Genomic DNA, 21,924 nt, shown 5'->3' on the forward strand with positions numbered 1-21,924 from the left:
GGCCTTACAGCAGGTCGAGCGGGTCGATCTGGATCTGGACCGGGTCGGGGGCCTTGCGGGCCGAGCGCACCCCCGCCGCCGCCTTGAGTGACAGGGCCAGTGCCCGGCCCGCGGACCGGGCGGTGCGGACCAGCATCCGCTCCTGGCCCTCGGCCGAGACCGGCACCGGGCCGAGCACCTCGGCGCCCGGCGGGAGCTGGGCCGCCGCGAGCAGTTCGGCGACCGCGGCCGGCACACCGGTCAGCGCCGCGATCCGCACCGCCGGGGGGAAGCCGAGCTCGCGCCGGTCGGCGAGTTCACGCGCGGCGAGCCAGCCCGGGTCGAAGCGCAGCAGCGCCTGGACGACCGTGAGGCCGCCCTCGGCCACAACGACCACCTGCCCGTCCCGGCGGGCCAAGGCGGCGGCGGCCATCCAGCGGCGCAGCGCCTCCTCGGTGCCGCGCAGGTCGGCCCGGGTGAGCAGGGCCCAGGTGTCGAGGAGGAGCACCGCCCCGTATCCGCCGTCGGCGACGGGCTCGGCGCCGGGCGTCGACACCACGAGCGAGGCACCGCCGGGGATCGTGGCGAGCACCTCGTCCCGCCCGGACGTGCGCACGGGGGTGTCGGGGAACGCCCGGGCCAGTTCCTCGGCCGTCCGCCGGGCGCCGATGACGGCGGCCCGCAGGCGCCGGCTGCCGCACTCCGGGCAGGTGTGGTCGGCGGACGGCCGCCCGCACCACCGGCACTCCGGCGCCTCGCTCGCCGACGGCAGGAAGAGTGGGCCGGAGCAGTGCACGCAGCGCGACGGCGTGAAGCAGTCCGCGCAGGCGACAACCGGGATGTACCCCCGGCGCGGCACCTGGATCAGGACCGGGGTGTTGCGGGCCAGCGCCTCGCGGGCGGCCCGCCACGCGACGGACGGCAGCCGGGCGGCGACGGCCTCGGGCTCCCGCGGGTGGTCGTGCTCGCCGGTCGTCACCACCCGGGGCATGGCCCGCCGCAGCACGTCGCGGTCGGCGCCCACCTCGACGGCCCAGCCCGTCTCGATGAGCTGCTGTGCCTCGGCGGTACGGCCGAAGCCTCCGACGATCACCCCGCAGCCGGTCTGCTCGGCGCGGGAGAGCAGGACCTGCCGGGCGTGCGGGTAGGGGGCGCGTGGCTCGGCGTGCAGGTCGTCGCCGTCGTCCCAGATCACGACCAGACCCAGGTCGGCGACCGGCGCGAACGCCGTGGCCCGGGTGCCGATGACGATCCGGGCGCTGCCCCGGGACACCGCGAGGAACCTGCGGTACCGCTCGGCGGGCCCGAGCGCGGCGGACAGGGCGACGTGGTGCCCGGGGCCGCCGAGCACCCAGGTCAGGGCCGTGTCGAGCCGGTCGAGGTCACGTGCGTCGGGCACGACGACGAGCGCGCCGCGCCCACCCGCGAGGCTGGCCGCGGCGGTCTCGGCGAGCCGGGCCGGCCAGTCCTCGCCGGGCAGGGCGGTCCACACCGCGCGGGGTGCCTTGCCGTCGCCGAGGGCGCGGACGAGGGCGGCGCCGGCCGTGTACCGGTGCCAGCCACGTGCGTCGACCGGCCCGGCGAACGGCTCGGGCGGCGCCGGCCGCGCGGCGGCCTCGGTGCGGGCGTGCCGGGGCGGCACGGCGAGCCGGAGCACGTCGGAGAGTGTCCCCGCGTAGCGGTCGGCGACGTCACGGGCGAGGGCGACGATCTCCGGACCGGCGACGACCTCGGGCGAGACGACGCCGTCGAGGAACGCGAGCCGGCCGGCGTGTTCGGAGGCGGCGGCGCGCTCGAGCAGGAAGCCGTCGACGAGTTGCCCCGCGAACCGCACCCGCACCCGCACGCCGGGCCGGGCCGCACCGTCGGCCGCCTCCGGGACGAGGTAGTCGAAGGGCCGGTCGAGGTGTGGCAGCGGGGTGTCGACGCAGACACGCGCGACCGGCAGCTCGGCGGCGGCCCGCTTCTCGGCGGCCCCCGTCCGGCCGCCCTTGCCGGTGCGGCCCGCGCCCGCCTTTCCGGCGATGCGCTCGGCGGCGGCGCGGGGATTCTCGGCGATCTGGCCGGCCGGCGGTGTCACCTCGGATTCGGGAAACAGCCCGTCGGAATCCGGGCCGCCATTGTCCGGGAACGGCTCACCTTCCGGCGCCACCGCCACTCCAATAGACGTGTGCCGATTTGTGGCATCGCCGCGCGACTCGGAGGCAGCCCCTCGAATAGACGCCGCGCGACCCGTTGCCAAGTGGAAAACATCGTCGTGCGTCGAAGCCTCGGCGGTGGAAGCCGGCAAATCCGGGGTCCCGAAGAACGTTGGCCGACCCGTCCGATGCTCGGACTGGTCGGCCAACGTCGTGGGACTGGTGCGGGCGGTCAGGCGCCTGCGGCGGACTTCAGCTCCGCCGTGCGGGTGGCCTGCTCCCACGTGAAGCCGGGCAGCTCACGGCCGAAGTGGCCATAGGCCGCGGTCTGCCGGTAGACCGGCTTGAGCAGGTCGAGGTCGCGGATGATGGCCGCCGGGCGCAGGTCGAAGACCTCGTTGATGGCCTTCTCGATGCGCTCGACCGGCACGACCTCGGTGCCGAAGGTCTCGACGAACAGCGAGACCGGGTGGGCCTTGCCGATCGCGTAGGCGACCTGGACCTCGCAGCGGTCGGCCAGGCCGGCCGCCACAACGTTCTTGGCCACCCAGCGCGTCGCGTAGGCCGCGGAGCGGTCGACCTTGGACGGGTCCTTGCCGGAGAACGCGCCGCCACCGTGGCGGGCGTAGCCGCCGTAGGTGTCGACGATGATCTTGCGGCCGGTCAGGCCGGCGTCGCCCATCGGGCCACCGATCTCGAAGCGGCCGGTCGGGTTGACCAGCAGCCGGTAGCCGTCGGTCTCCAGGCCCAGGCCCTCGAGCTCGGGGGCGATGACGTGCTCGCGGACGTCCGGGGTCAGCAGCGACTCGAGCGAGATGTCGGGCGCGTGCTGGCTGGACACCACGACGGTGTGCAGGCGGACGGGGCGCAGGCCGTCGTATTCGATGGTGACCTGGGTCTTGCCATCGGGCCGCAGGTAGGGGATGGTGCCGTCCTTGCGGACCGCGGACAGGCGACGGGCGAGCCGGTGCGCGAGCGCGATGGGCAGCGGCATGAGCTCGGGGGTCTCGTTGCACGCGAAGCCGAACATCATGCCCTGGTCGCCGGCGCCCTGAAGGTCGAGGTCGTCCGCGCCGGCACCCTCACGAACCTCGATCGCCGAGTCGACACCCTGCGCGATGTCGGGCGACTGGGAGCCGATGGACACGCTGACACCGCAGGAAGCGCCGTCGAAGCCCTTCTTCGACGAGTCGTAGCCGATGCCCAGGATCGTCTCGCGGACGATCTTGGCAATGTCGGCGTACGCACTGGTCGTCACCTCACCGGCGACGTGGACCTGGCCGGTGGTGATCAGCGTCTCGACAGCGACCCGGCTGCGGGCGTCCTGCGCGAGGAGCGCGTCGAGGACACCGTCACTGATCTGATCGGCGATCTTGTCGGGGTGACCTTCGGTGACCGACTCTGACGTGAACAGGCGGCGTGCCAATGGTGCTCCTCAGGGGTACGGCGATCGGTTAGCAGGCTCCGCCAGAGTGTACGACCTGCCACTCGTAAAACGGCAAAGCCCCAGGGCGAAACAACCCGGGACTCTCACCCGGAACGACCATGATCAGGGCAAACGATCAGCAACCCGATCCAAAATCCTATCGGCAAGGTCGTCTTTGGACAGTTCGGGCAGCGCGTCGCGACTGCCGTCCGCGCCGAGGATCACCGCCTGGTTGCGCTCGGCGCCGAAGGTCTTGTCGACGCCGACCTCGTTGACCACGATCAGATCGGCACGCTTCTTCAGCAGCTTTTCGTGACCGTTGGCGACGGCCCGCTCCAGATCGGCGGTCTCCGCGGCGAACGCGACGAGCACCTGCCCCTCGGGCTTGGCCGCGCCCAGCTCGGCGGCGATGTCGGGGTTGGTGACCAGCTCGAGGGTCGGCGCGGTGCCGTCGACCTTCTTGATCTTGCTGGTGACGAACGTCGCCGGCCGGAAGTCTGCCGGGGCCGCGGCCATGACCACCGCGTCGGCCCGCTCCGCCGCCGCGAGCGTGGCCTTCCGCAACTGCTCGGTCGTCTCCACCCGGATCACGTCGGCGCCGGCCGGGTCGGGCAGCGCCACGTTGGCTGCGACCAGCGTGACGCGGGCGCCGCGGGCCACGGCGGCGCGGGCGATCGCATAGCCCTGCTTGCCGGACGAGCGGTTGCCGATGAACCGGACCGGGTCGATCGGCTCGCGGGTGCCGCCGGCGGTGACGACGACGTGCCGTCCGGCGAGGTCCTGCGGCAGGCCGCCGCGGCGCAGCAGGCGGGTCGCGACGGCGAAGATCTCGGCGGGCTCGGGCAGCCGGCCCTTGCCGGTGTCGGCGCCGGTGAGCCGCCCGACGGCCGGCTCGAGGACCACGGCACCGCGCTCGCGCAGGGTGGCGACGTTGGCGCGGGTGGCCGGGTGCTCCCACATCTCGGTGTGCATCGCGGGTGCGAACAGGACCGGACAGCGGGCCGTGAGCAACGTGTTCGTGAGCAGGTCGTCGGCGAGGCCGTGGGCGGCCTTCGCGAGCAGGTCGGCGGTCGCCGGCGCGACTACCACCAGCTCGGCCTCCCGGCCGAGGCGGACGTGCGGCACCTCGTGGGCGCCGGTCCAGACGTCGGTGCTGACCGGCTGGCCGGACAGGGCCGCCCAGGTCGCCTCGCCGACGAACGTGAGCGCCGCGGCGGTGGGCACGACCCGCACCCGGTGGCCGGACTCGGTCAGCAGTCGCAGCAGCTCACACGCCTTGTAGGCGGCGATGCCGCCGGCGACGCCGAGCACGACCCGCGGCCGCGCCTCGGCGTGCTGGTCCATCGAGGCCTAGGCCTCGTCGATGCGCTCGGCGGTCAGCAGACCGCCGTTGATCTCGCGGAGCGCGATGGAGAGCGGCTTCTCCTGCGGCGTGGTCTCGACCAGCGGGCCGACGTATTCGAGCAGACCTTCGCCGAGCTGGCTGTAGTAGGCATTGACCTGACGGGCACGCTTCGCCGCGAAGATCACCAGCGCATACTTCGACGTCGTCTTCTCGAGCAGCTCGTCGATCGGCGGGTTGGTGATCCCCTGCGGGTCTGCCACGGTTCCGGCCACGGAAACAACCTCAATACTTTCGCAATTGACGGCTCACGAACCCGCCAACCTTACACCATGAGTGACGGAAGTGACGTGACGCGGGCCTCGGTGTCGCCGTCGACACCCGTTCGTGACCACCCGCCTCCGCAGCGGCTGCGCCCCGGTCGGGGTGGTCGTGCCGCCGGTCCGCCGGCACCGCCGGGCACTCACGGATCGTGATCGGAGTGGCGCGTGTCACCACGCACAGGCGCCCCGCCGAAACGTCCGGGTGAACGACCGGGCGGGAACGCCGACGCGCCCGGGCACGAGGCCCGGGCGCGTCGAGGTCTCACACTGGTCCGGGGGGACCGCAGGGGGCAGTCACTTGCCGCCCGCGAACTCCCCGAGCAGTGCCTTGCGCTGCTGGTCGCCCAGGCCGCGCAGGCGGCGGCTTTCGGCGATCTTCAGCTTCTCCATGATCTGCGTTGCCCGGATCTTGCCGATGCCGGGCATCGCCTGCAGCACAGCCGAGACCTTGAGCTTTCCGACGACGTCGTCGGACTCCGCACGGTCGATCACGGCAGCAAGCGTCGTCTTGCCCTGCTTGAGTTGCTCCTTCAGCTCAGCGCGAGCCTTTCGGATCTCAGCCGCCTTTTCCAAAGCGGCCGCGCGCTGTTCCGGGCTCAGTGACGGGAGCGGCACCAGGTCTCCTCAGGTCCCTAAAAAAAGTGTTGATGGTCTAGCGCGGGGAAAACTAGCGGTCAGGAGCCATTTCGGCAACGTCAGAGGACAAGATCGACGGCCTGTGCCGATTCGATGATCAGGCCGTGACCGCAATTGCGGACGCGCAGGCGTCACGCGCCCGCTCCGCCGCGGACCGCAAAGCGGCCACATCCGGCCCGGCGCCGAGGACTTCCCGGGACCACGACGGGAGCACGTTGCGGACGGCGTCGCCGAACACGAGCCGGAGGTCGTCGGCCCGTCCGCCCTGCGCGCCGAGGCCCGGCGCGAGGATCGGCCCATTGAGGTTGATCAGATTGTGGCCGGTCGGCCCGACGGTCGCGCCGATGACCACGCCGACGTCGCCGAGCGGTGTCACACCCGCGTTGACCTGGGAAATCTCGTCGATCACGGTCTGCGCGACGGTCCGCCCGTCGGCCGCGACGGCCCGCTGGACCGCGGCGCCCTCGGGGTTGGAGGTGAGGGCGAGCACAACCGCGCCGAGCCCGTTCTGCTGGGCTTTCTCCACGATCGGCCGCAGTGAGCCGAAGCCGAGATACGGGCTGACGGTGATGGCGTCGGCGCAGAGCGGAGAGGCCGGATCGAGGTAGGCGTCGGCGTACGCGGCGGCCGTCGAGCCGATGTCACCCCGCTTCACGTCGAGAAGCACAAGGGCTCCGGCCGAGCGTAACTGTCGGATAGTCGACTCTAGGACCGCTATGCCCTGGGAGCCGAAACGCTCATAAAAGGCGGACTGGGGCTTGATCACCGCGACCCGGTCGGCCAGGGCCTCCACCACCGTCTGACTGAACGCTTCCAGGCCCTTGACATCGTCGGAGAGGCCCCAGGAGGCCAGGAGGGTGGGGTGGGGGTCGATCCCCACGCACAACGGCCCCAGGGCGTCCATGGCGGCCCGCAGACGGGCCCCGAACGGCTCGGTCATCACACACTCCTCGTCGCCGCGACGGCCCGCCGCACGAGGCCCGGACCGTGATAGATGAAGCCGGTATACAGCTGGACCAGGCTGGCCCCCGCGTCGAGCATCCGCCGGGCGTCCTCGGGTCGGGTGATCCCGCCCACACCGATCACCGGCAGCCCGCTCTCCTTGGCCACGAACCGCACGACCTCCAGCGCGCGCGGCGCGAGCGGCCGCCCGCTCAGCCCGCCCGGCCCGTCGAACGGCACCGGGCGCTCGATCGTCGTGTTGGTGGCGATGAGCCCGGCGACGCCGAGCCCAAGGCACACGTCGAGCAGCTCGCCCAGGGCCGCGTCGGTGAGGTCGGGGGCGACCTTCACCAGGATCGGCCGGCCGGCGCGGTTCTCCGACCGCAGCGCGCCGAGCAGCGCCGACAGCTGCGCCTTGTCCTGCAACTGGCGCAGCCCGGGCGTGTTCGGCGAGCTCACGTTGACGGCGAAATACGCGCCCAGGTCGGACAGCAGCCGGAACGACGTGACGTAGTCCTCGACGGCGCCCGTCAGCGGGGTCACCTTCGACTTGCCGAGGCTGATCCCCAGCGGGACCGGCAGCGGGCCCAGCGCCCGCAGCCGCGCGGCCAGGGCCTCCGCGCCGGCGTTGTTGAAGCCCATCCGGTTGACGATCGCCTCGTGCTCCGGCAGGCGGAACAGCCGCGGCCGCTCGTTGCCCGGCTGCGCGTGCCGTGTGACGGTGCCCACCTCGACGAAGCCGAAGCCGAGCCGGGGCCAGGCGCGCAGCGCGCGGCCGTCCTTGTCCATCCCGGCGGCGAGCCCGACCGGGTTGGGAAAGTCGATGCCGAACACGGTCCGGCGGGCGCCGGGCGGGCTGTGCGGCCGCCGCACGCCCGGCACCTTCGCCAGCACACCCAGCGTCCGCTCGTGCACCGACTCGGCGTCGCCGCCGGCCCAGCGGAACAGGACCGGACGGACGACACTCTCGTATACGCTCATCGCGCCTCGCGCAGGGCGGCGTGCAGCTCCTGCAGCGGCCGGACCGTCATCTCGCCGCGCAGGAGCGCCTCGATGCCCATCACCGCGGCCGCCGCGCCGGGCAGCGTGGTGATGCACGGGATGTCGGCGACGACAGCGGCGCTGCGGATCTCGTAGCCGTCCATGCGCCCGCTGGAGCCCTGCGGGGTGTTGATCACCAGGTCGACCTCACCCGAGGCGATGAGCGAGACCGCGTTGCGCGCTCCCTGCCCGGGCTCCGCGTAGTGCTTGGGCACGATCTCGCAGGCGACGCCGTACCGGCGCAGGACCTCACCGGTGCCGGCCGTGGCGACGATCGCGAAGCCCAGGTCGGCGAGGCGCTTGACCGGGAACACGATCCCCCGCTTGTCCCGGTTGGCGACGGTCACCAGCACGGTGCCGGCGGTCGGCAGCGAGCCGTAGGCGGCCGCCTGGGACTTGGCGAAGGCGTGCCCGAAGTACGTGTCGATGCCCATGACCTCGCCGGTGGACTTCATCTCCGGGCCGAGGAGGTTGTCGACGCCCTTGCCCTCGGCGGTGCGGAACCGCTTGAACGGCAGCACCGCCTCCTTCACCGCGATCGGCGCGCCGTCGGGCAGGTCCCCGCCGTCGCCCTCGGCCGGCAGCAGCCCTTCGGCCCGCAGCTGCGCGATCGTGGCGCCGAGCGCGATCCGCGCCGCGGCCTTCGCCAGCGGCACCGCCGTGGCCTTCGACACGAACGGCACGGTGCGCGACGCGCGCGGGTTGGCCTCCAGGACGTAGAGCACGTCGTCCTTCAGCGCGTACTGCACGTTGAGCAGGCCGCGCACGCCGATCCCGCGGGCGATCGCCACCGTGTACCGGCGCACCTCCGCGAGGTGTACCGCGGCGAGCGTGATCGGCGGCAGCGCGCACGAGGAGTCGCCGGAGTGGACGCCGGCCTCCTCGATGTGCTCCATGACGCCGCCGAGGTACACCTCGCCGGTCTCGTCGCAGAGCGCGTCGACGTCGATCTCGATGGCGTCGTCGAGGAACCGGTCGACGAGCACCGGGTGCGCCGGGGAGATCTCGGTCGCCCGGCCGATGTATTCGCGCAGCGTCGGCTCGTCGTAGACGATCTCCATGCCGCGGCCGCCCAGCACGTACGACGGCCGGACCAGCACGGGGTAGCCGATCTCGTCGGCGATCCGCTTCGCCTCGGCGAACGTGGTCGCGGTGCCGTGCGCCGGGGACCGCAGGCCGGCCTCGGTGAGCAGCTTGCCGAACAGCCCCCGGTCCTCGGCGAGGTCGATGGCCTCGGGCGAGGTACCGACGATCGGCACGCCGGCGCGGTAGAGCCGGTCGGCGAGGCCGAGCGGGGTCTGCCCGCCCAGCTGCACGATCACCCCGACGACACCCGGGCCGCCGGCCTCGCGGCCGGACTCGTCCTCGGCGTGGAACACCTCGAGGACGTCCTCGAAGGTGAGCGGCTCGAAGTAGAGCCGGTCGGCGGTGTCGTAGTCGGTGGAGACCGTCTCCGGGTTGCAGTTGACCATGACCGTCTCGTAGCCCTTGGCGCGCAGCGCCATGACCGCGTGGACGCACGAGTAGTCGAACTCGATGCCCTGGCCGATGCGGTTCGGTCCGGAGCCCAGGATGATCACCTTGGGCCGGTCCGACGGCGTGACCTCGGTCTCGTCCTCGTAGGTGCTGTAGTGGTACGGCGTGCCGGCCGCGAACTCGGCGGCGCAGGTGTCCACCGTCTTGTAGACCGGCCGCAGCCCGAGCCGGTGCCGCAGGGTGCGCACGCCGTCCTCGCCGGCGAACTCGGGCCGCAGCGCCGCGATCTGCCGGTCGGAGAGCCCGGCCCGCTTGGCCCGGCGCAGCAGCGGCTCGTCGAGCACGGCCGCGCTGATGATCTCCGCGCGCAGGTCGACGAGCGCGGCGAGCTGGTCGACGAACCACGGGTCGAATCCGGAGGCCTCGGCGACCTCGGCCACGCTGTGCCCCTGCCGCAGCGCGAGCTCCGCGGTGTAGAGCCGCCCGTCGTGCGGCACCCGCAGGTCTTCCAGGGCCGACGTGCCGGTCTTGTCGGGTGTGGTCCAGAAGCCCGCGGCCTTGGTCTCCAGCGAGCGCATCGCCTTGCCGAGCGCCTCGGTGAAGGTACGGCCGAGCGACATCGCCTCGCCCACCGACTTCATCGTGGTGGTGAGCTCGGCGTCGGCGACCGGGAACTTCTCGAACGCGAAGCGCGGGATCTTCACCACGACGTAGTCGAGCGCCGGCTCGAACGCGGCCGGCGTCTTGAGCGTGATGTCGTTGGGGATCTCGTCGAGCGTGTAGCCGATGGCGAGCTTCGCCGCGATCTTCGCGATCGGGAAGCCGGTGGCCTTGCTCGCCAGGGCGCTGGAGCGCGACACCCGCGGGTTCATCTCGATGACGACCAGGCGGCCGGTCCTCGGGTGCACCGCGAACTGGATGTTGCAGCCGCCCGTGTCGACGCCGACCTCGCGCAGCACGGCGATGCCGAGGTCCCGCAGGCGCTGGTACTCGACGTCGGTCAGCGTCATCGCGGGCGCGACGGTCACCGAGTCGCCGGTGTGCACGCCCATCGCGTCGACGTTCTCGATGGAGCAGACGACGACCACGTTGTCGTGCTTGTCGCGCATCAGCTCCAGCTCGTACTCCTTCCAGCCGAGCACGCTCTCCTCGATGAGCACCTCGTGCACCGGGGAGGCGGCCAGGCCGCCGCCCGCGAGCCGGTCGAGGTCCTCGGCCGTGTGCGCCATGCCGGAGCCGAGGCCGCCCATCGTGAACGACGGCCGGATGACCACGGGCAGCCCCAGCTCGGCGACGGTCTCGTGGACCTCCTCCATCGAGTGGCAGACCCGCGACCGCGGGGTCTCGCCGCCGGCGCGCGCCACGATGTCCTTGAACAGCTGGCGGTCCTCGCCGCGGCGGATGGCGTCGATGTCGGCGCCGATGAGCTCCACGCCGTACTTCTCGAGCACCCCCGCCTCGTGCAGCGCGACGGCGGTGTTGAGGGCGGTCTGCCCGCCGAGCGTGGCCAGCAGCGCGTCGGGGCGCTCCTTGGCGATCACCTGCTCGACGAACTCCGGGGTGATCGGCTCGACGTAGGTGGCGTCGGCGAACTCGGGGTCGGTCATGATGGTCGCCGGGTTGCTGTTGACCAGGCTGACCCGCAGGCCCTCGGCCCGCAGCACACGGCACGCCTGGGTGCCGGAGTAGTCGAACTCGCACGCCTGGCCGATGACGATCGGGCCGGAGCCGATGACGAGGACATGCCGGAGGTCGGTCCGCTTAGGCATTGGTGTTCATCAACTCCGCGAATCGGTCGAACAGGTAATCCGCATCGTGCGGCCCCGCTGCCGCCTCCGGGTGGTACTGCACGGTGAACGCCGGGACCTCCAGGCAGCGCAGTCCCTCCACGACGTTGTCGTTGAGGCAGATGTGGCTCACCTCGACGGCGCCGAACTCCGTCTCGACCTGCCCGTCGAGGGGCGCGTCGACGGCGAAGCCGTGGTTGTGGCTGGTGACCTCGACCTTGCCGGTCTTACGGTCCAGCACCGGCTGGTTGATGCCGCGGTGGCCGTAGCCGAGCTTGTACGTGCCGAAGCCCAGCGCCCGGCCCAGGATCTGGCTGCCGAAGCAGATGCCGAAGAGCGGGATCCGTTCCGTCATCACGTCCTTGGCGAGCTTGACCGGGCCGTCGGCGGTCGCCGGGTCGCCCGGGCCGGGCGAGAAGAAGACCGCGTCGGCCCCGAGCTCCTTGATCTCCGCGAGCGTCGTCGAGGCCGGCAGCACGTGCGTGGTCACGCCGCGGGCGGCGAGCCGGCGCGGGACGTTGCGCTTGATGCCCAGGTCGATCGCGGCGACCGTGAACCGGTGCTCACCCTGTGCCTCCACGGTGTACCGCTGCGGCGTGGTCACCTCGGCGGACAGGTCGGCGCCGAGCATCGCCGGCTGCTGACGGACCCGCTCGAGGAGCCCGTCGCGGTCGTCGTCGACGCTGGACACCCCGACCCGCATGGCGCCGCGCTCGCGCAGGTGCCGGGTCAGGGCGCGGGTGTCGATGCCGCTGATGCCGACGACACCCTCGACGGCGAGCCGGTCCGCCAGGCTGCCCGCGGCACGCCAGTTGGAGTAGGAGCGCGACGGGTCACGCACGACGTAACCGGCGACCCAGATCCGGTCGGACTCGTCGTCCTCGCCGTTGACGCCGGTGTTGCCGATCTGCGGCGCGGTCTGCACCACGACCTGTCGGTGATACGACGGGTCGGTCAGCGTCTCCTGGTAGCCGGTCATGCCGGTGTTGAAGACCGCCTCGCCGAACGTCTCACCGATGCTGCCGAAGGCCTCACCCCGGAAGGTGCGACCGTCCTCGAGGACGAGCAGTGCCTCTCTCCGCTTCACCGCGTGGCCTTTCCGTTCAGTACCGTCGGCTCGCCGCGCAGGTAGGTCGCCACGATGCGGCCGCGCAGTTCCATTCCGGCATAGGGGGTGTTGCGTGACCGGCTGGCGAGGGCCGTCGGGTCGACGGTCCACGTCACGCCGGGGTCGAACAGCGCGATGTTGGCCGGCTGCCCCACCTCGACCGGGTTGCCGTGGCCGGCCAGCCCGGCGATGCGGGCCGGCGCCGCCGACATCCACTCGGCGACGCGGTCCCACTGCGGTCCCATGGTCTGGACCACGATCGCGAGCGCCGTCTCAAGGCCGAGCATGCCGGGGCGTGCGTACCCCCACTCGCACTCCTTGTCCTCGACGCTGTGCGGCGCGTGATCGGTGGCGACGCAGTCGATCGTCCCGTCCTCCAGGCCCGCGCGCAGCGCCTCGACGTCGGCCTGGGTGCGCAGCGGCGGGTTGACCTTGAAGACGGGGTCGTACTGCGTGGCGCGGTCCTCGGTGAGCAGCAGGTGGTGCGGCGTCACCTCGGCGGTGACCCGCCAGCCCTTGGACTTGGCCCAGCGGATCAGCTCGACGCTGCCCGCGGTGGAGACGTGGCAGATGTGCAGCCGCGCCCCGACGTGGCCGGCCATGAGCGCGTCACGGGCGATGATCGCCTCCTCGGCGACCGCCGGCCAGCCGACGAGTCCGAGCCGTGCCGCGACCTCACCCTCGTTCATCTGCGCGCCAGTGGTGAGCCGCGGCTCCTCGGCGTGCTGGGCGATGACGCCGTCGAACGCCTTCACGTATTCCAGGGCGCGGCGCATGAGCCGCGGGTCGCTGACGCAGTGCCCGTCGTCGGAGAACACCCGGACGCGGGCGGCCGAGTCGGCCATGGCGCCGAGCTCGGCGAGCTGCTCGCCGGCGAGCCCGACGGTGACCGCGCCGATCGGCTGGACGTCGACCAGGCCGGCCTCACGGCCGAGGCGCCAGACCTGCTCGACGACGCCGGCGGTGTCGGCGACCGGGGACGTGTTCGCCATCGCGCAGACGGCCGTGTATCCGCCGAGGGCGGCGGCCCGGGAGCCGGACTGGACCGTCTCGGCGTCCTCGCGGCCGGGCTCGCGGAGGTGGGTGTGCAGGTCCACCAGGCCGGGCAGCGCGACCAGCTCACCCTTCTTCTCCGGGTCGATCCGGACGATCACCCCGTCCTCGACGTGGATCTCGCCGAGGTGCGTGTTGGTGATGATCACGACTTGCCTCCCAGCAGCAGGTAGAGGACGGCCATCCGCACGGACACGCCGTTGGCGACCTGTTCGACGATCGTGGAGCGGGCGGAGTCGGCGACCTCGGGCGCGATCTCCATGCCGCGGTTCATCGGTCCTGGGTGCATGATGATCGCGTGCTCCGGCAGGCGGCGCATCCGCGGCAGGTCGAAGCCGTACCGCCGGGCGTATTCGCGCTCCGACGGGAAGTACGCCTGGTTCATCCGCTCCCGCTGGACCCGCAGCATCATGACGACGTCGGAGTCCGGAACCACGGCGTCGAGGTCGTAGCTCGTCTGCGCCGGCCACGCCCCCACGCCGACCGGCAGCAGGGTCGGCGGTGCGACGAGCGTCACCTTCGCGCCCAGGGTGTGCAGCAGCTGGACGTTGGAGCGGGCGACCCGCGAGTGCAGCACGTCGCCGACGATGGCGACGTTGAGGCCGGCGAGGCGCTTGAGGCGGCTGCGCATGGTGTAGGCGTCGAGCAGCGCCTGGGTCGGGTGCTCGTGGGTGCCGTCGCCGGCGTTGACCACGCTGCCCGCCACCCAGTTCGCCAGCCGGTGCGGCGCGCCGCTGGCCGGGTGGCGGATGACCACCGCGTCGGCGCCCATGGCCTGCAGGGTCAGCGCGGTGTCCTTGAGGCTCTCGCCCTTGGACACGCTGGAGCCCTTGGCGGAGAAGTTGATGACGTCGGCGGAGAGGCGCTTCGCGGCCGCCTCGAACGAGATGCGGGTCCGGGTGGAGTCCTCGTAGAACAGGTTGACCACCGTGCGGCCGCGCAGGGTCGGCAGCTTCTTGACCTCACGCGCGGCGAGGCTGGCCATCTCCTCCGCGGTGTCCAGGACCTGGGTGGCGGTCGCCGCGTCCAGGTCGGCGGCGCTGAGCAGGTGCTTGATCATGCCTTCCGCTCCTTCGGCTGGATGAGCACGGCGTCGGTACCGTCGTGCTCCGCGGTCAGCACCCGGACGTTCTCCTCGATCGAGGTCGGGATGTTCTTGCCGACGTAGTCGGCCCGGATCGGCAGCTCGCGGTGGCCGCGGTCGACGAGCACCGCCAGCTGGACGGCACGTGGGCGGCCCAGGTCCTTGAGCGCGTCGAGCGCGGCGCGGACCGTGCGGCCGGAGAAGAGCACGTCGTCGACGAGGATCACCCGGCGGCCGTCGAGCCCTCCGGGCGGGATTTCGGTGTGACCAACCGCACGGGTGGCCTGAAGGCGAAGATCGTCCCGATAGAGCGTGATGTCCAACACACCGACCGGGATCTCAGTGCCTTCAAAAGTGGCGATCCGGGTGGCCAGCCGCCTGGCGAGCGGAACACCCCGGGTAGGTATGCCCAGCAGGACCGTTTCGGCCGCTCCGGACGTCTTTTCCAGAATCTGATGGGCAATCCGGTCAACCACCCGGGCGACATCTGCCGCAGTCAGGATGGTTTTTCCCAGCTCAGCGCCGGTCGTCGCGGACGACAAACCAGACCTCCTTCCCCGCCTCACCGGACGGGTCGTTAAAGGACGTCGAACGGCAACAACCCTAACAACCGCCCTGACCAGGGCAACGGAAGGGTCTCGACCACTTGACCACGCGTCAGATGCCAGTTACGGTCACGCTCCGTAGCGATCGCTGGGGAAACCCCTCAGGCCAGTGACTGGGAGTGTCCGTATGCCGTCTGAGTACGCCAAGTCTCTTGGTGCTCGCCTGCGTTCCATCCGACAGCAGCAGGGGCTGTCTCTGCAGGGTGTCGAGGAGAAGTCGGCCGGGCGCTGGAAGGCCGTCGTCGTCGGTTCCTACGAGCGCGGCGACCGTGCCGTCACGGTCTCGCGCCTCGCCGAGCTGGCCGAGTTCTACCGCGTCCCCGTCGCCGAACTGCTCCCCGAGGGCAGCGGCGTGCGCCATGAGCCCACCAACAAGATCGTCCTCGACCTGGAGCGCCTCTACGACGCCGGCGCCGAGGACCTGGCCTACGTGGCGCGGTACGCGCGGGCCATCCAGCAGCAGCGGGGCGACTACAACGGCCGCGTGCTCTCCATCCGCGCCGACGACCTGCGCGCCCTGGCGATCGTCTACGACGCTTCGCCGTCGGGCCTGGTCGAGCGCCTGAACGAGCACGGTGTGCTGGTCACCGACCCGCGCAGCCTGTTCCAGAGCTGACGCCTTCAAGAGGGGCCGCCGCCGGCGGCCCCTCTTTCGACCCCCAAGTTGACCTTGGAAGATCGTGGTAGCCCTGGCTACCAGGATCTTCCAAGGTCAATCCCGGTTGTCCACAGGGGCAGCCGGCCGGCGATGCACGGTGGCAGGGTCGGCGGATGAGCTGGAACTCGGCCGAGCGCGACCCGCCGCGCGGCGACGACCCACTTGAGCATCTGCTCTTCCGCCAGCACTGGGTGATCTCCCGCACGCAGGCCCTGCGGCACCTCTCGCCCGGCGCCATCCGCCACCGTGTCGAAACCGGCCGCTGGCAACGAGCCCACCGTTCGGTCTACGTCGCGATGACCGGGTCGATCGGACTCGCACAGCGGCGCTGGATCGCAATCCTGGCGACCCGCGGGGTCCTGGCAGGGTTCAGCGCACTCGAGGCCCTCGGGCTCAAGGGCTACCCGAAGCCCTACACGGAGATCCTCATCCCCTTCAGCCGACGCGTGATCGCGCTGCCCGAAACCGCCGTCCGGCGCACCAGGTGCCTGCCGGTCGAGCACGCTCTCGCAGGCTCCGTCCCGCCCGTGACCACCGCTGCACGGGCACTGGTCGACGCGGCGCAATGGGCACACGACGACAGCGAAGCCGCCGCCGTGATCGCGGCCGGATTCCAGCAGCGGCTGGTCGCCGGTGACGAGGTCCACACGGTGCTGGCCCGGATGCGCGGCGTGCGGCGCGAACAACTCATCCATCGAGCGGCGGAGAGCGCCGCGGGCGGCTCCGAGTCCGTCTCGGAAATCGAGTTTCTCGACCTGTGCCGGCGCAACGGCCTGCCCGAGCCGAGCCGGCAGGTCGTGCGCCGCGACAGCGCCGGCCGGAAGCGCTACCGGGACGCGTTGTTCGACGACTACGGGATACACGTCGAGATCGACGGCAGCCAGCACATGGAGGTCCGCGCCTGGGCGGCCGACATGCGCCAGCACAACGACCTCGCCATCGCGGGCGCCCGTCTGCTGCGCTTCACCGCCTGGCAGGTGCGGCACGAGCCGGCCGACGTGGCCCGCCAGCTACGCGCCGCGCTCATGGCCGCCGGCTGGCGGCCGGGCCGGCCGGGTCAGGTGGCGTAGTCGGCGATGCGGCCCAGGATGCCGTTGAGGAACCTCGGGGAGTCGTCCGTCGACAGGGTCTCGGCGAGCTCGACCGCCTCGGTGATGGCCACCGGGTTGTCGATCTCGTCGTTGTACAGCAGCTCGTACACCGCGATGCGGGCCAGGTTGCGGTCCACCACCGGCATGCGGTCGAGCGTCCAGCCCTCGGCGTAGCTCGACAGCAGCTCGTCGATGCGGGCCGCGTGCGACTCGACACCCTCGACCAGGCGGACCGTGTACGGCAGGTAGGCCGGCTTCGGCTCTTCCAGGTTCGCGACATAGGCCGTCAGGACCGACCCACGCGACTCACCGCGCAGGTCGGCCTGGTACAGCACGTCAAGAGCGCGCTTGCGGGCCTTCCGCCGCGCGGTCATCTGCGCGGTGACGTCGCCGCCGAGGAAGGATCCCCCAGAGAACGACACCGTGATCAGGCCCGGCCCAGGTAGCGGCTGTCGCGCGTGTCGACCTTGATCTTTTCACCCGTCGAGATGAACAGCGGGACGTTGACGGTGGCGCCGGTCTCCACGGTCGCGGGCTTGGTGCCGCCGGTGGAACGGTCGCCCTGCAGGCCCGGCTCGGTGTAGGTGATCTCGAGGATCACGGAGGTCGGCAGCTCGACGTAGAGCGGCACACCCTCGTGCGTGGCCACGATCACCTCGGCCTCCGGCAGCAGGAACTTGGTGCCCTCGCCGACCGTGCCCTCCGGGACGGAGATCTGCTCATACGTCTCCAGGTCCATGAAGACGTAGTCCTCGCCGTCGACGTAGAGGTACTGCATCGTGCGCTTGTCGACGGTGGCGGTGTCGACCTTGGTCCCCGCGTTGAACGTGCGGTCGACCACCTTGCCGGAGAGCACGTTCTTCAGCGTGGTCCGCACGAACGCGCCGCCCTTGCCCGGCTTGACATGCTGGAACTCCACGACGGTCCAGAGGTCGCCGTCGAGGTTGAGCACCAGGCCGTTCTTCAGGTCGTTCGTGGTTGCCATGTGGATAGACGTCACTTTCGTCGATTGGTCCGTGCGGCGTCCGCCGGCGGAAAAAAGCCCGGTGCAGTGTATCGGCAATGCGGAAATTGGCCCGAAGCAGTGTACAGCGCAGGGTGACACCTGTTCACCCTGACGTTTCTGTCGTGACACTTGACTCTGCCAGCGTGCCCGGGTGGGACGACCGGACCTCACCACCAACCGTACCCTCGGCTTCGCCGGAAGCGTCGCGATCGCCATCGGCGGCGTCGCGGCCGGCGCGCTCCCCGAGCAGGACCCGTTCGGGCACTGGCCGGTGGTGCGGGAGTTACGGGCGTTCCCGCTGGTGGCCGTCGCGAGCGCCTATCTCGGGCTGGCCCTGCTGTGCGGCGCCTGGCTGCGGTTGCGCCCGTCGCTCGACGAGCAGCGCCCGGCCGACCTCGTCCGGACCATGCTCTGGTGGGCGGCGCCGCTGGCGCTGACCCCGCCGATGTTCAGCCGCGACGTGTACAGCTATCTCGCACAGGGTGCGATGGTGCGCGACGGCCTGGACGCGTACCGGTTCGGCCCGTCCGCGCTCGGCGGGCCGCTCGCCGCCCAGGTGCCGCAGATCTGGCAGGACACCCCGGCGCCGTACGGCCCGGTCTTCCTGCGTGCCGCGGCCGCGGTGGTGGAGGTCACGGGCGACCGTGCCGTCGCCGGGGTGTGGGCGCTGCGGCTCGTCGCGCTCGTGGGTGTCGCACTCGTCGTGTTCTGCCTGCCGGGCATCGCCGCGCGGTTCGGCGTGCCGCCGCAGCGCGCGCTGTGGTTCGGCGCGCTGAACCCGCTCCTGCTGCTGCACCTGGTCGCCGGGGTGCACAACGACGCGCTGATGATCGGGCTGGTCGCCGCGGGGCTGTACTCCGCGGTGCGCAACCGGCCGCTGCTCGCGACCGCCCTGGTCGCCGCGGCGACCCTGATCAAGGTGCCGGCGGCGCTGGCCTTCGTCGCGCTCGTCGCGCTGTGCCCGGGCGCGTGGGCGCGCATCGTCGCCGGCGGCGCGGCCGCGCTGGTCTCGCTACAACTCGCCGCCGGGCTCGGGCTGGGCTGGGTCGGCGCGCTACGGACCCCGACAACGGTCCGCAACGGGCTGTCGTTCAGTACCGACCTCGGCATGCTGCTCGCCGGGGCCGGCTGGGCCGATGCGACGCATGTGGTGCGGACCGTGGCGGCGGGCATCGGTTGCCTCATCGCCGGCTGGGCGCTGCTGCGCGCCCCGAATCCGGTCGCCGGCCTGGGCCTGGCCCTGAGCGCGATCGTTCTCTTCGGGCCCGTCGTGCATCCGTGGTACCTGCTGTGGCCGGTCGTCCCGCTCGCCGCCGGCCTGCGCCGGGTGCCGCCGGCGGCGGTCTGGGGCTGCGTCTGCCTGGCCCTGTTCCTGCTGCCGTTCGGGGCACCCGGCTACCCGGAGGCGATCGTCGCCGCGGTGATCGGCACCGTGGCCGGCCTGCTCTACCTCAGGCTGCGCCCGCCGCTGCCCGTGCTGGTGCCGGCGACGTCCTGATACGCCTCGACCAGCAGCTCGTCGGACGGCCCTTCGAGGGTGCCCGGCTCGGCGAGCCCGTCGAGGACCACGAACCGCAGCAGCGCGCCACGGGCCTTCTTGTCGACCCGCATCGCCGCGTGCAGCTCCGGCCACGCGTCGGCCGGGTAGGTCACCGGCAGGCCGAGCAACTCGAGCACCGTGCGGTGCCGGTCGGCGACCTCGGGCGAGAGCCGGCCGGTCAGGCGGCCCAGCGCGGCGGCATAAACCAGGCCGACGCTGATCGCGTGGCCGTGCTTCCAGCGGTACTGTTCGCGCCGCTCGATCGCGTGCCCGAGCGTGTGCCCGTAGTTGAGGATCTCGCGCAGGCCCGACTCGCGCAGGTCCGCGGACACCACCCGCGCCTTCACCGCGACCGCCCGCTCGACCAGCTCCGGCAACACCGTCCCGCGCGGGTCGAGCGCCGCGGCCGGGTCGGCCTCGACCAGGTCGAGGATCGCCGGGTCGGCGATGAACCCGCACTTGACGACCTCGGCCATCCCGGCGCGCAGGTCGTCCTCCGGCAGGGTGTCCAATGTGGACAGATCGCAGACGACCCCGGCCGGCGGGTAGAACGCGCCGACGAGGTTCTTGCCGGCGGCCGTGTTGATGCCGGTCTTGCCGCCGACGGCGGCGTCGACCATGCCGAGGAGGCTCGTCGGCACCTGCACGACACGCACGCCCCGCAGCCAGCACGCGGCGACGAAGCCGGCCAGGTCCGTCACCGCACCGCCGCCCACGCCGACGACGGCGTCGGACCGGGTGAACGCGGCGGCACCGAGCTCGTCCCAGCAGCGGGCCGCGACCGAAATGTCCTTGCCGGCCTCGGCGTCGGGGATCTCGATGGGCAGCACGGCGTGCCCGGCGCCGCGCAGGGCCTCCGCGACCGCGTCGGCGTGGCCGCGGACCGGCGCGGCATACAGCACGGCGACCTGGCTGGCGCCCTTCACCAGCGGGGGCACCCGGTCGGCGAGGGACCGGCCGATCTCGACCGAGTAGTCCTTGACGTCGATGAGTGTCACAGCTTCGCCACCAGCTCCGTCGCGATCTCCTCCGGGTCGCGCCCGTCGGTCACCACCGTCACGGTGGCCACCTCCTCGTAGAACGGCCGGCGCTGGTCGAGCAGGTACTTCAGCGTCGCCCGCGGGTTGATCGCCAGCAGCGGGCGGCCCGCGCCGAGCCCGACCCGGGATACGGCGTCGGAGAGCTCCACCGACAGGTACACCACCGTGTGCCCGGCCAGCAGTTCCCGCGTGGCGGGCGCCAGGATCGCGCCCCCGCCGAGCGCCAGCACACCGTCGAACGACGCCAGCGCCGAGGCGACCGCCTCCCGTTCGAGAGCGCGGAAGTGATCCTCGCCCTCGTCGAAGAAGATCTCCGGGATCGGCTTGCCGGCGGCGGCCTCGATGTCGGCGTCGACGTCGCGGAACTCGACGCCCAGCGCCTCGGCGAGCAGCCCGCCGACGGTCGTCTTGCCCGCGCCGGGCGGGCCGACCAGCACGGCGCGCGGGCTCACCGGATCACCAGGTGCTCGAGGTAGCCGGCGACGTTGCGGCGGATCTCCGCGACCGAGTCACCGCCGAACTTCTCGAGGGCGGCCTCGGCCAGTACCAACGCCACCATGGCTTCCGCGACGACGGCGGCGGCGGGGACCGCGCAGACGTCGGAGCGCTGGTTGATCGCGGTCGCCGGCTCGCCCGTCGTGACGTCGACGGTCTGCAGCGCCCGGTTGAGCGACGAGATCGGCTTCATCGCGGCCCGCACGCGCAGCGGCTCGCCGGTCGTGATCCCGCCCTCGAGGCCGCCGGCGCGGTCGGTGATCCGCTTGACCCCGTCGGGCGTGTTGATGATCTCGTCGTGGGCGACCGATCCGCGGGAGCGCGCCTGGGTGAACGCGTCGCCGATCTCGACGCCCTTGATCGCCTGGATCGACATGAGGGCGGTCGCCAGGCGGGCGTCGAGCTTGCGGTCCCATTGCACGTGGCTGCCGAGGCCGGGTGGCACCCCGTACGCCAGCACCTCGACGATGCCGCCGAGCGTGTCGGCGTCCTTCTTCGCCGCGTCGACCTCCTCGACCATGCGCGCGCTCGCGTCCGGGTCGAGGCAACGCAGCGGGTCGGCGTCGATGCGCTCGAAGTCCTCCGGCCGGGGCAGCAGGCCGGGCTTGGCGGCCACCGAGCCGAGCTCGATGACGTGCGAGACGATCTCGACGCCGAGCGCCTGGCGCAGCAGCGCCTTGGCGACGGTGCCGACCGCGACCCGCGCGGCGGTCTCCCGGGCGCTGGCCCGTTCGAGGATCGGGCGGGCGTCGGTGTGCCCGTACTTCTGCATGCCGGCAAGGTCGGCGTGGCCGGGCCGGGGCCGGGTCAGCGGCGCGTTGCGGGCCTGGGCGGCGAGCACCTCCGGGTCGACCGGGTCGGCCGCCATGACCGTCTCCCACTTGGGCCACTCGCTGTTGCCCACCTGGATGGCCACGGGACTGCCGAGCGTCAGTCCGTGCCGGAGTCCGCCGATGAACTCGACGACGTCCTGCTCGAAACTCATCCGCGCGCCGCGGCCGTAGCCGAGGCGTCGACGGGCCAACTCTGCCGCCACGGACGCACTCGTCAGCTCGATCCCGGCGGGCACGCCCTCCAGGATGGCCACGAGCGCCGGGCCATGGGATTCTCCAGCGGTCAACCAGCGCAACACATGGGCAAGTCTGTCACGGCGC

The 21,924-nt window shown here is 72.0% G+C and carries 20 protein-coding genes; 3 read left to right on the forward strand and 17 right to left on the reverse strand.

The window, feature by feature from the left end:
* Nucleotides 1-4 precede the first annotated feature (4 nt).
* From Dfulv_RS36895 to pyrR, 12 genes are all read right to left on the reverse strand, one after another.
* Complete coding sequence (locus Dfulv_RS36895; protein WP_259868744.1) at nucleotides 5-1,927, reverse strand: primosomal protein N'; 1,923 nt, start codon at nucleotides 1,925-1,927, stop codon at nucleotides 5-7.
* 422 nt (nucleotides 1,928-2,349) lie between these two features.
* Entirely contained in the window at nucleotides 2,350-3,543 is a 1,194-nt protein-coding gene (metK, locus tag Dfulv_RS36900; protein WP_259858452.1) for a methionine adenosyltransferase, read from the reverse strand.
* Between the two features lie 123 nt (nucleotides 3,544-3,666).
* The gene (gene coaBC, locus Dfulv_RS36905) at nucleotides 3,667-4,887 is read right to left on the reverse strand and encodes a bifunctional phosphopantothenoylcysteine decarboxylase/phosphopantothenate--cysteine ligase CoaBC (protein WP_259858453.1); all 1,221 of its coding nucleotides are present in this window, start codon (nucleotides 4,885-4,887) and stop codon (nucleotides 3,667-3,669) included.
* A 6-nt stretch (nucleotides 4,888-4,893) separates the two neighbouring features.
* Entirely contained in the window at nucleotides 4,894-5,160 is a 267-nt protein-coding gene (gene rpoZ, locus Dfulv_RS36910) for a DNA-directed RNA polymerase subunit omega (protein ID WP_190253176.1), read from the reverse strand.
* 342 nt (nucleotides 5,161-5,502) lie between these two features.
* Nucleotides 5,503-5,823 (reverse strand): integration host factor, actinobacterial type, encoded by a 321-nt coding sequence (mihF, locus tag Dfulv_RS36915; protein WP_190253177.1) that lies wholly within the window; start codon nucleotides 5,821-5,823, stop codon nucleotides 5,503-5,505.
* Nucleotides 5,824-5,941: 118 nt separating this feature from the next.
* Nucleotides 5,942-6,784, reverse strand: coding sequence for an orotidine-5'-phosphate decarboxylase (gene pyrF, locus Dfulv_RS36920; protein ID WP_259858454.1), 843 nt, complete (start codon nucleotides 6,782-6,784; stop codon nucleotides 5,942-5,944).
* Complete coding sequence (locus Dfulv_RS36925; RefSeq protein WP_259858455.1) at nucleotides 6,784-7,767, reverse strand: quinone-dependent dihydroorotate dehydrogenase; 984 nt, start codon at nucleotides 7,765-7,767, stop codon at nucleotides 6,784-6,786. Before Dfulv_RS36925 ends, pyrF begins: the two co-directional genes overlap by 1 nt.
* A complete protein-coding gene (gene carB / locus Dfulv_RS36930) occupies nucleotides 7,764-11,072 on the reverse strand; it encodes a carbamoyl-phosphate synthase large subunit (protein WP_259858456.1) in 3,309 nt (1,102 codons plus the stop codon). The genes Dfulv_RS36925 and carB overlap by 4 nt, the downstream gene beginning before the upstream one ends.
* Nucleotides 11,065-12,177 (reverse strand): glutamine-hydrolyzing carbamoyl-phosphate synthase small subunit, encoded by a 1,113-nt coding sequence (carA, locus tag Dfulv_RS36935; protein WP_259858457.1) that lies wholly within the window; start codon nucleotides 12,175-12,177, stop codon nucleotides 11,065-11,067. The genes carB and carA overlap by 8 nt, the downstream gene beginning before the upstream one ends.
* Entirely contained in the window at nucleotides 12,174-13,370 is a 1,197-nt protein-coding gene (locus Dfulv_RS36940) for a dihydroorotase (RefSeq protein WP_406568041.1), read from the reverse strand. Before Dfulv_RS36940 ends, carA begins: the two co-directional genes overlap by 4 nt.
* A 26-nt stretch (nucleotides 13,371-13,396) precedes the next feature.
* Nucleotides 13,397-14,311: an aspartate carbamoyltransferase catalytic subunit gene (locus Dfulv_RS36945; protein ID WP_259858458.1), complete on the reverse strand. Its 915-nt coding sequence runs from the start codon at nucleotides 14,309-14,311 to the stop codon at nucleotides 13,397-13,399.
* Nucleotides 14,308-14,877 carry a bifunctional pyr operon transcriptional regulator/uracil phosphoribosyltransferase PyrR gene (gene pyrR, locus Dfulv_RS36950; RefSeq protein ID WP_319805710.1) on the reverse strand — a complete coding sequence of 190 codons (570 nt, stop codon included), beginning with the start codon at nucleotides 14,875-14,877 and terminating at the stop codon, nucleotides 14,308-14,310. Before pyrR ends, Dfulv_RS36945 begins: the two co-directional genes overlap by 4 nt.
* Nucleotides 14,878-15,067: 190 nt before the next feature.
* On the opposite strand from pyrR, the gene bldD reads away from it, so the two are divergent.
* Nucleotides 15,068-15,556 (forward strand): transcriptional regulator BldD, encoded by a 489-nt coding sequence (gene bldD, locus Dfulv_RS36955; RefSeq protein WP_033356835.1) that lies wholly within the window; start codon nucleotides 15,068-15,070, stop codon nucleotides 15,554-15,556.
* A gap of 155 nt (nucleotides 15,557-15,711) precedes the next feature.
* Complete coding sequence (locus tag Dfulv_RS36960) at nucleotides 15,712-16,668, forward strand: endonuclease domain-containing protein (protein WP_259858459.1); 957 nt, start codon at nucleotides 15,712-15,714, stop codon at nucleotides 16,666-16,668.
* Here Dfulv_RS36960 and nusB read toward each other — a convergent pair.
* Together nusB and efp are read right to left on the reverse strand one after the other, a co-directional pair.
* Nucleotides 16,656-17,063 (reverse strand): transcription antitermination factor NusB, encoded by a 408-nt coding sequence (gene nusB, locus Dfulv_RS36965; protein ID WP_259868749.1) that lies wholly within the window; start codon nucleotides 17,061-17,063, stop codon nucleotides 16,656-16,658. The genes Dfulv_RS36960 and nusB overlap by 13 nt on opposite strands.
* Before the next feature lie 53 nt (nucleotides 17,064-17,116).
* The gene (gene efp, locus Dfulv_RS36970) at nucleotides 17,117-17,674 is read right to left on the reverse strand and encodes an elongation factor P (RefSeq protein WP_259858460.1); all 558 of its coding nucleotides are present in this window, start codon (nucleotides 17,672-17,674) and stop codon (nucleotides 17,117-17,119) included.
* Nucleotides 17,675-17,846: 172 nt separating this feature from the next.
* Here efp and mptB point away from each other — a divergent pair, with 172 nt between their 5' ends.
* A complete protein-coding gene (gene mptB, locus Dfulv_RS36975) occupies nucleotides 17,847-19,193 on the forward strand; it encodes a polyprenol phosphomannose-dependent alpha 1,6 mannosyltransferase MptB (protein ID WP_259858461.1) in 1,347 nt (448 codons plus the stop codon).
* On the opposite strand, the gene aroB is transcribed toward mptB, so the two are convergent.
* From aroB to aroC, 3 genes are read right to left on the reverse strand one after another with little or no spacing between them, the layout of a single operon-like run.
* The gene (aroB, locus tag Dfulv_RS36980) at nucleotides 19,142-20,233 is read right to left on the reverse strand and encodes a 3-dehydroquinate synthase (protein ID WP_259858462.1); all 1,092 of its coding nucleotides are present in this window, start codon (nucleotides 20,231-20,233) and stop codon (nucleotides 19,142-19,144) included. The genes mptB and aroB overlap by 52 nt on opposite strands.
* The gene (locus tag Dfulv_RS36985; RefSeq protein ID WP_259858463.1) at nucleotides 20,230-20,727 is read right to left on the reverse strand and encodes a shikimate kinase; all 498 of its coding nucleotides are present in this window, start codon (nucleotides 20,725-20,727) and stop codon (nucleotides 20,230-20,232) included. The genes aroB and Dfulv_RS36985 overlap by 4 nt, the downstream gene beginning before the upstream one ends.
* Entirely contained in the window at nucleotides 20,724-21,902 is a 1,179-nt protein-coding gene (aroC, locus tag Dfulv_RS36990; RefSeq protein WP_259858464.1) for a chorismate synthase, read from the reverse strand. The genes Dfulv_RS36985 and aroC overlap by 4 nt, the downstream gene beginning before the upstream one ends.
* Nucleotides 21,903-21,924: the final 22 nt, after the last annotated feature.

Source organism: Dactylosporangium fulvum (assembly GCF_025137375.1).
GTDB lineage: Bacteria > Actinomycetota > Actinomycetes > Mycobacteriales > Micromonosporaceae > Dactylosporangium > Dactylosporangium fulvum.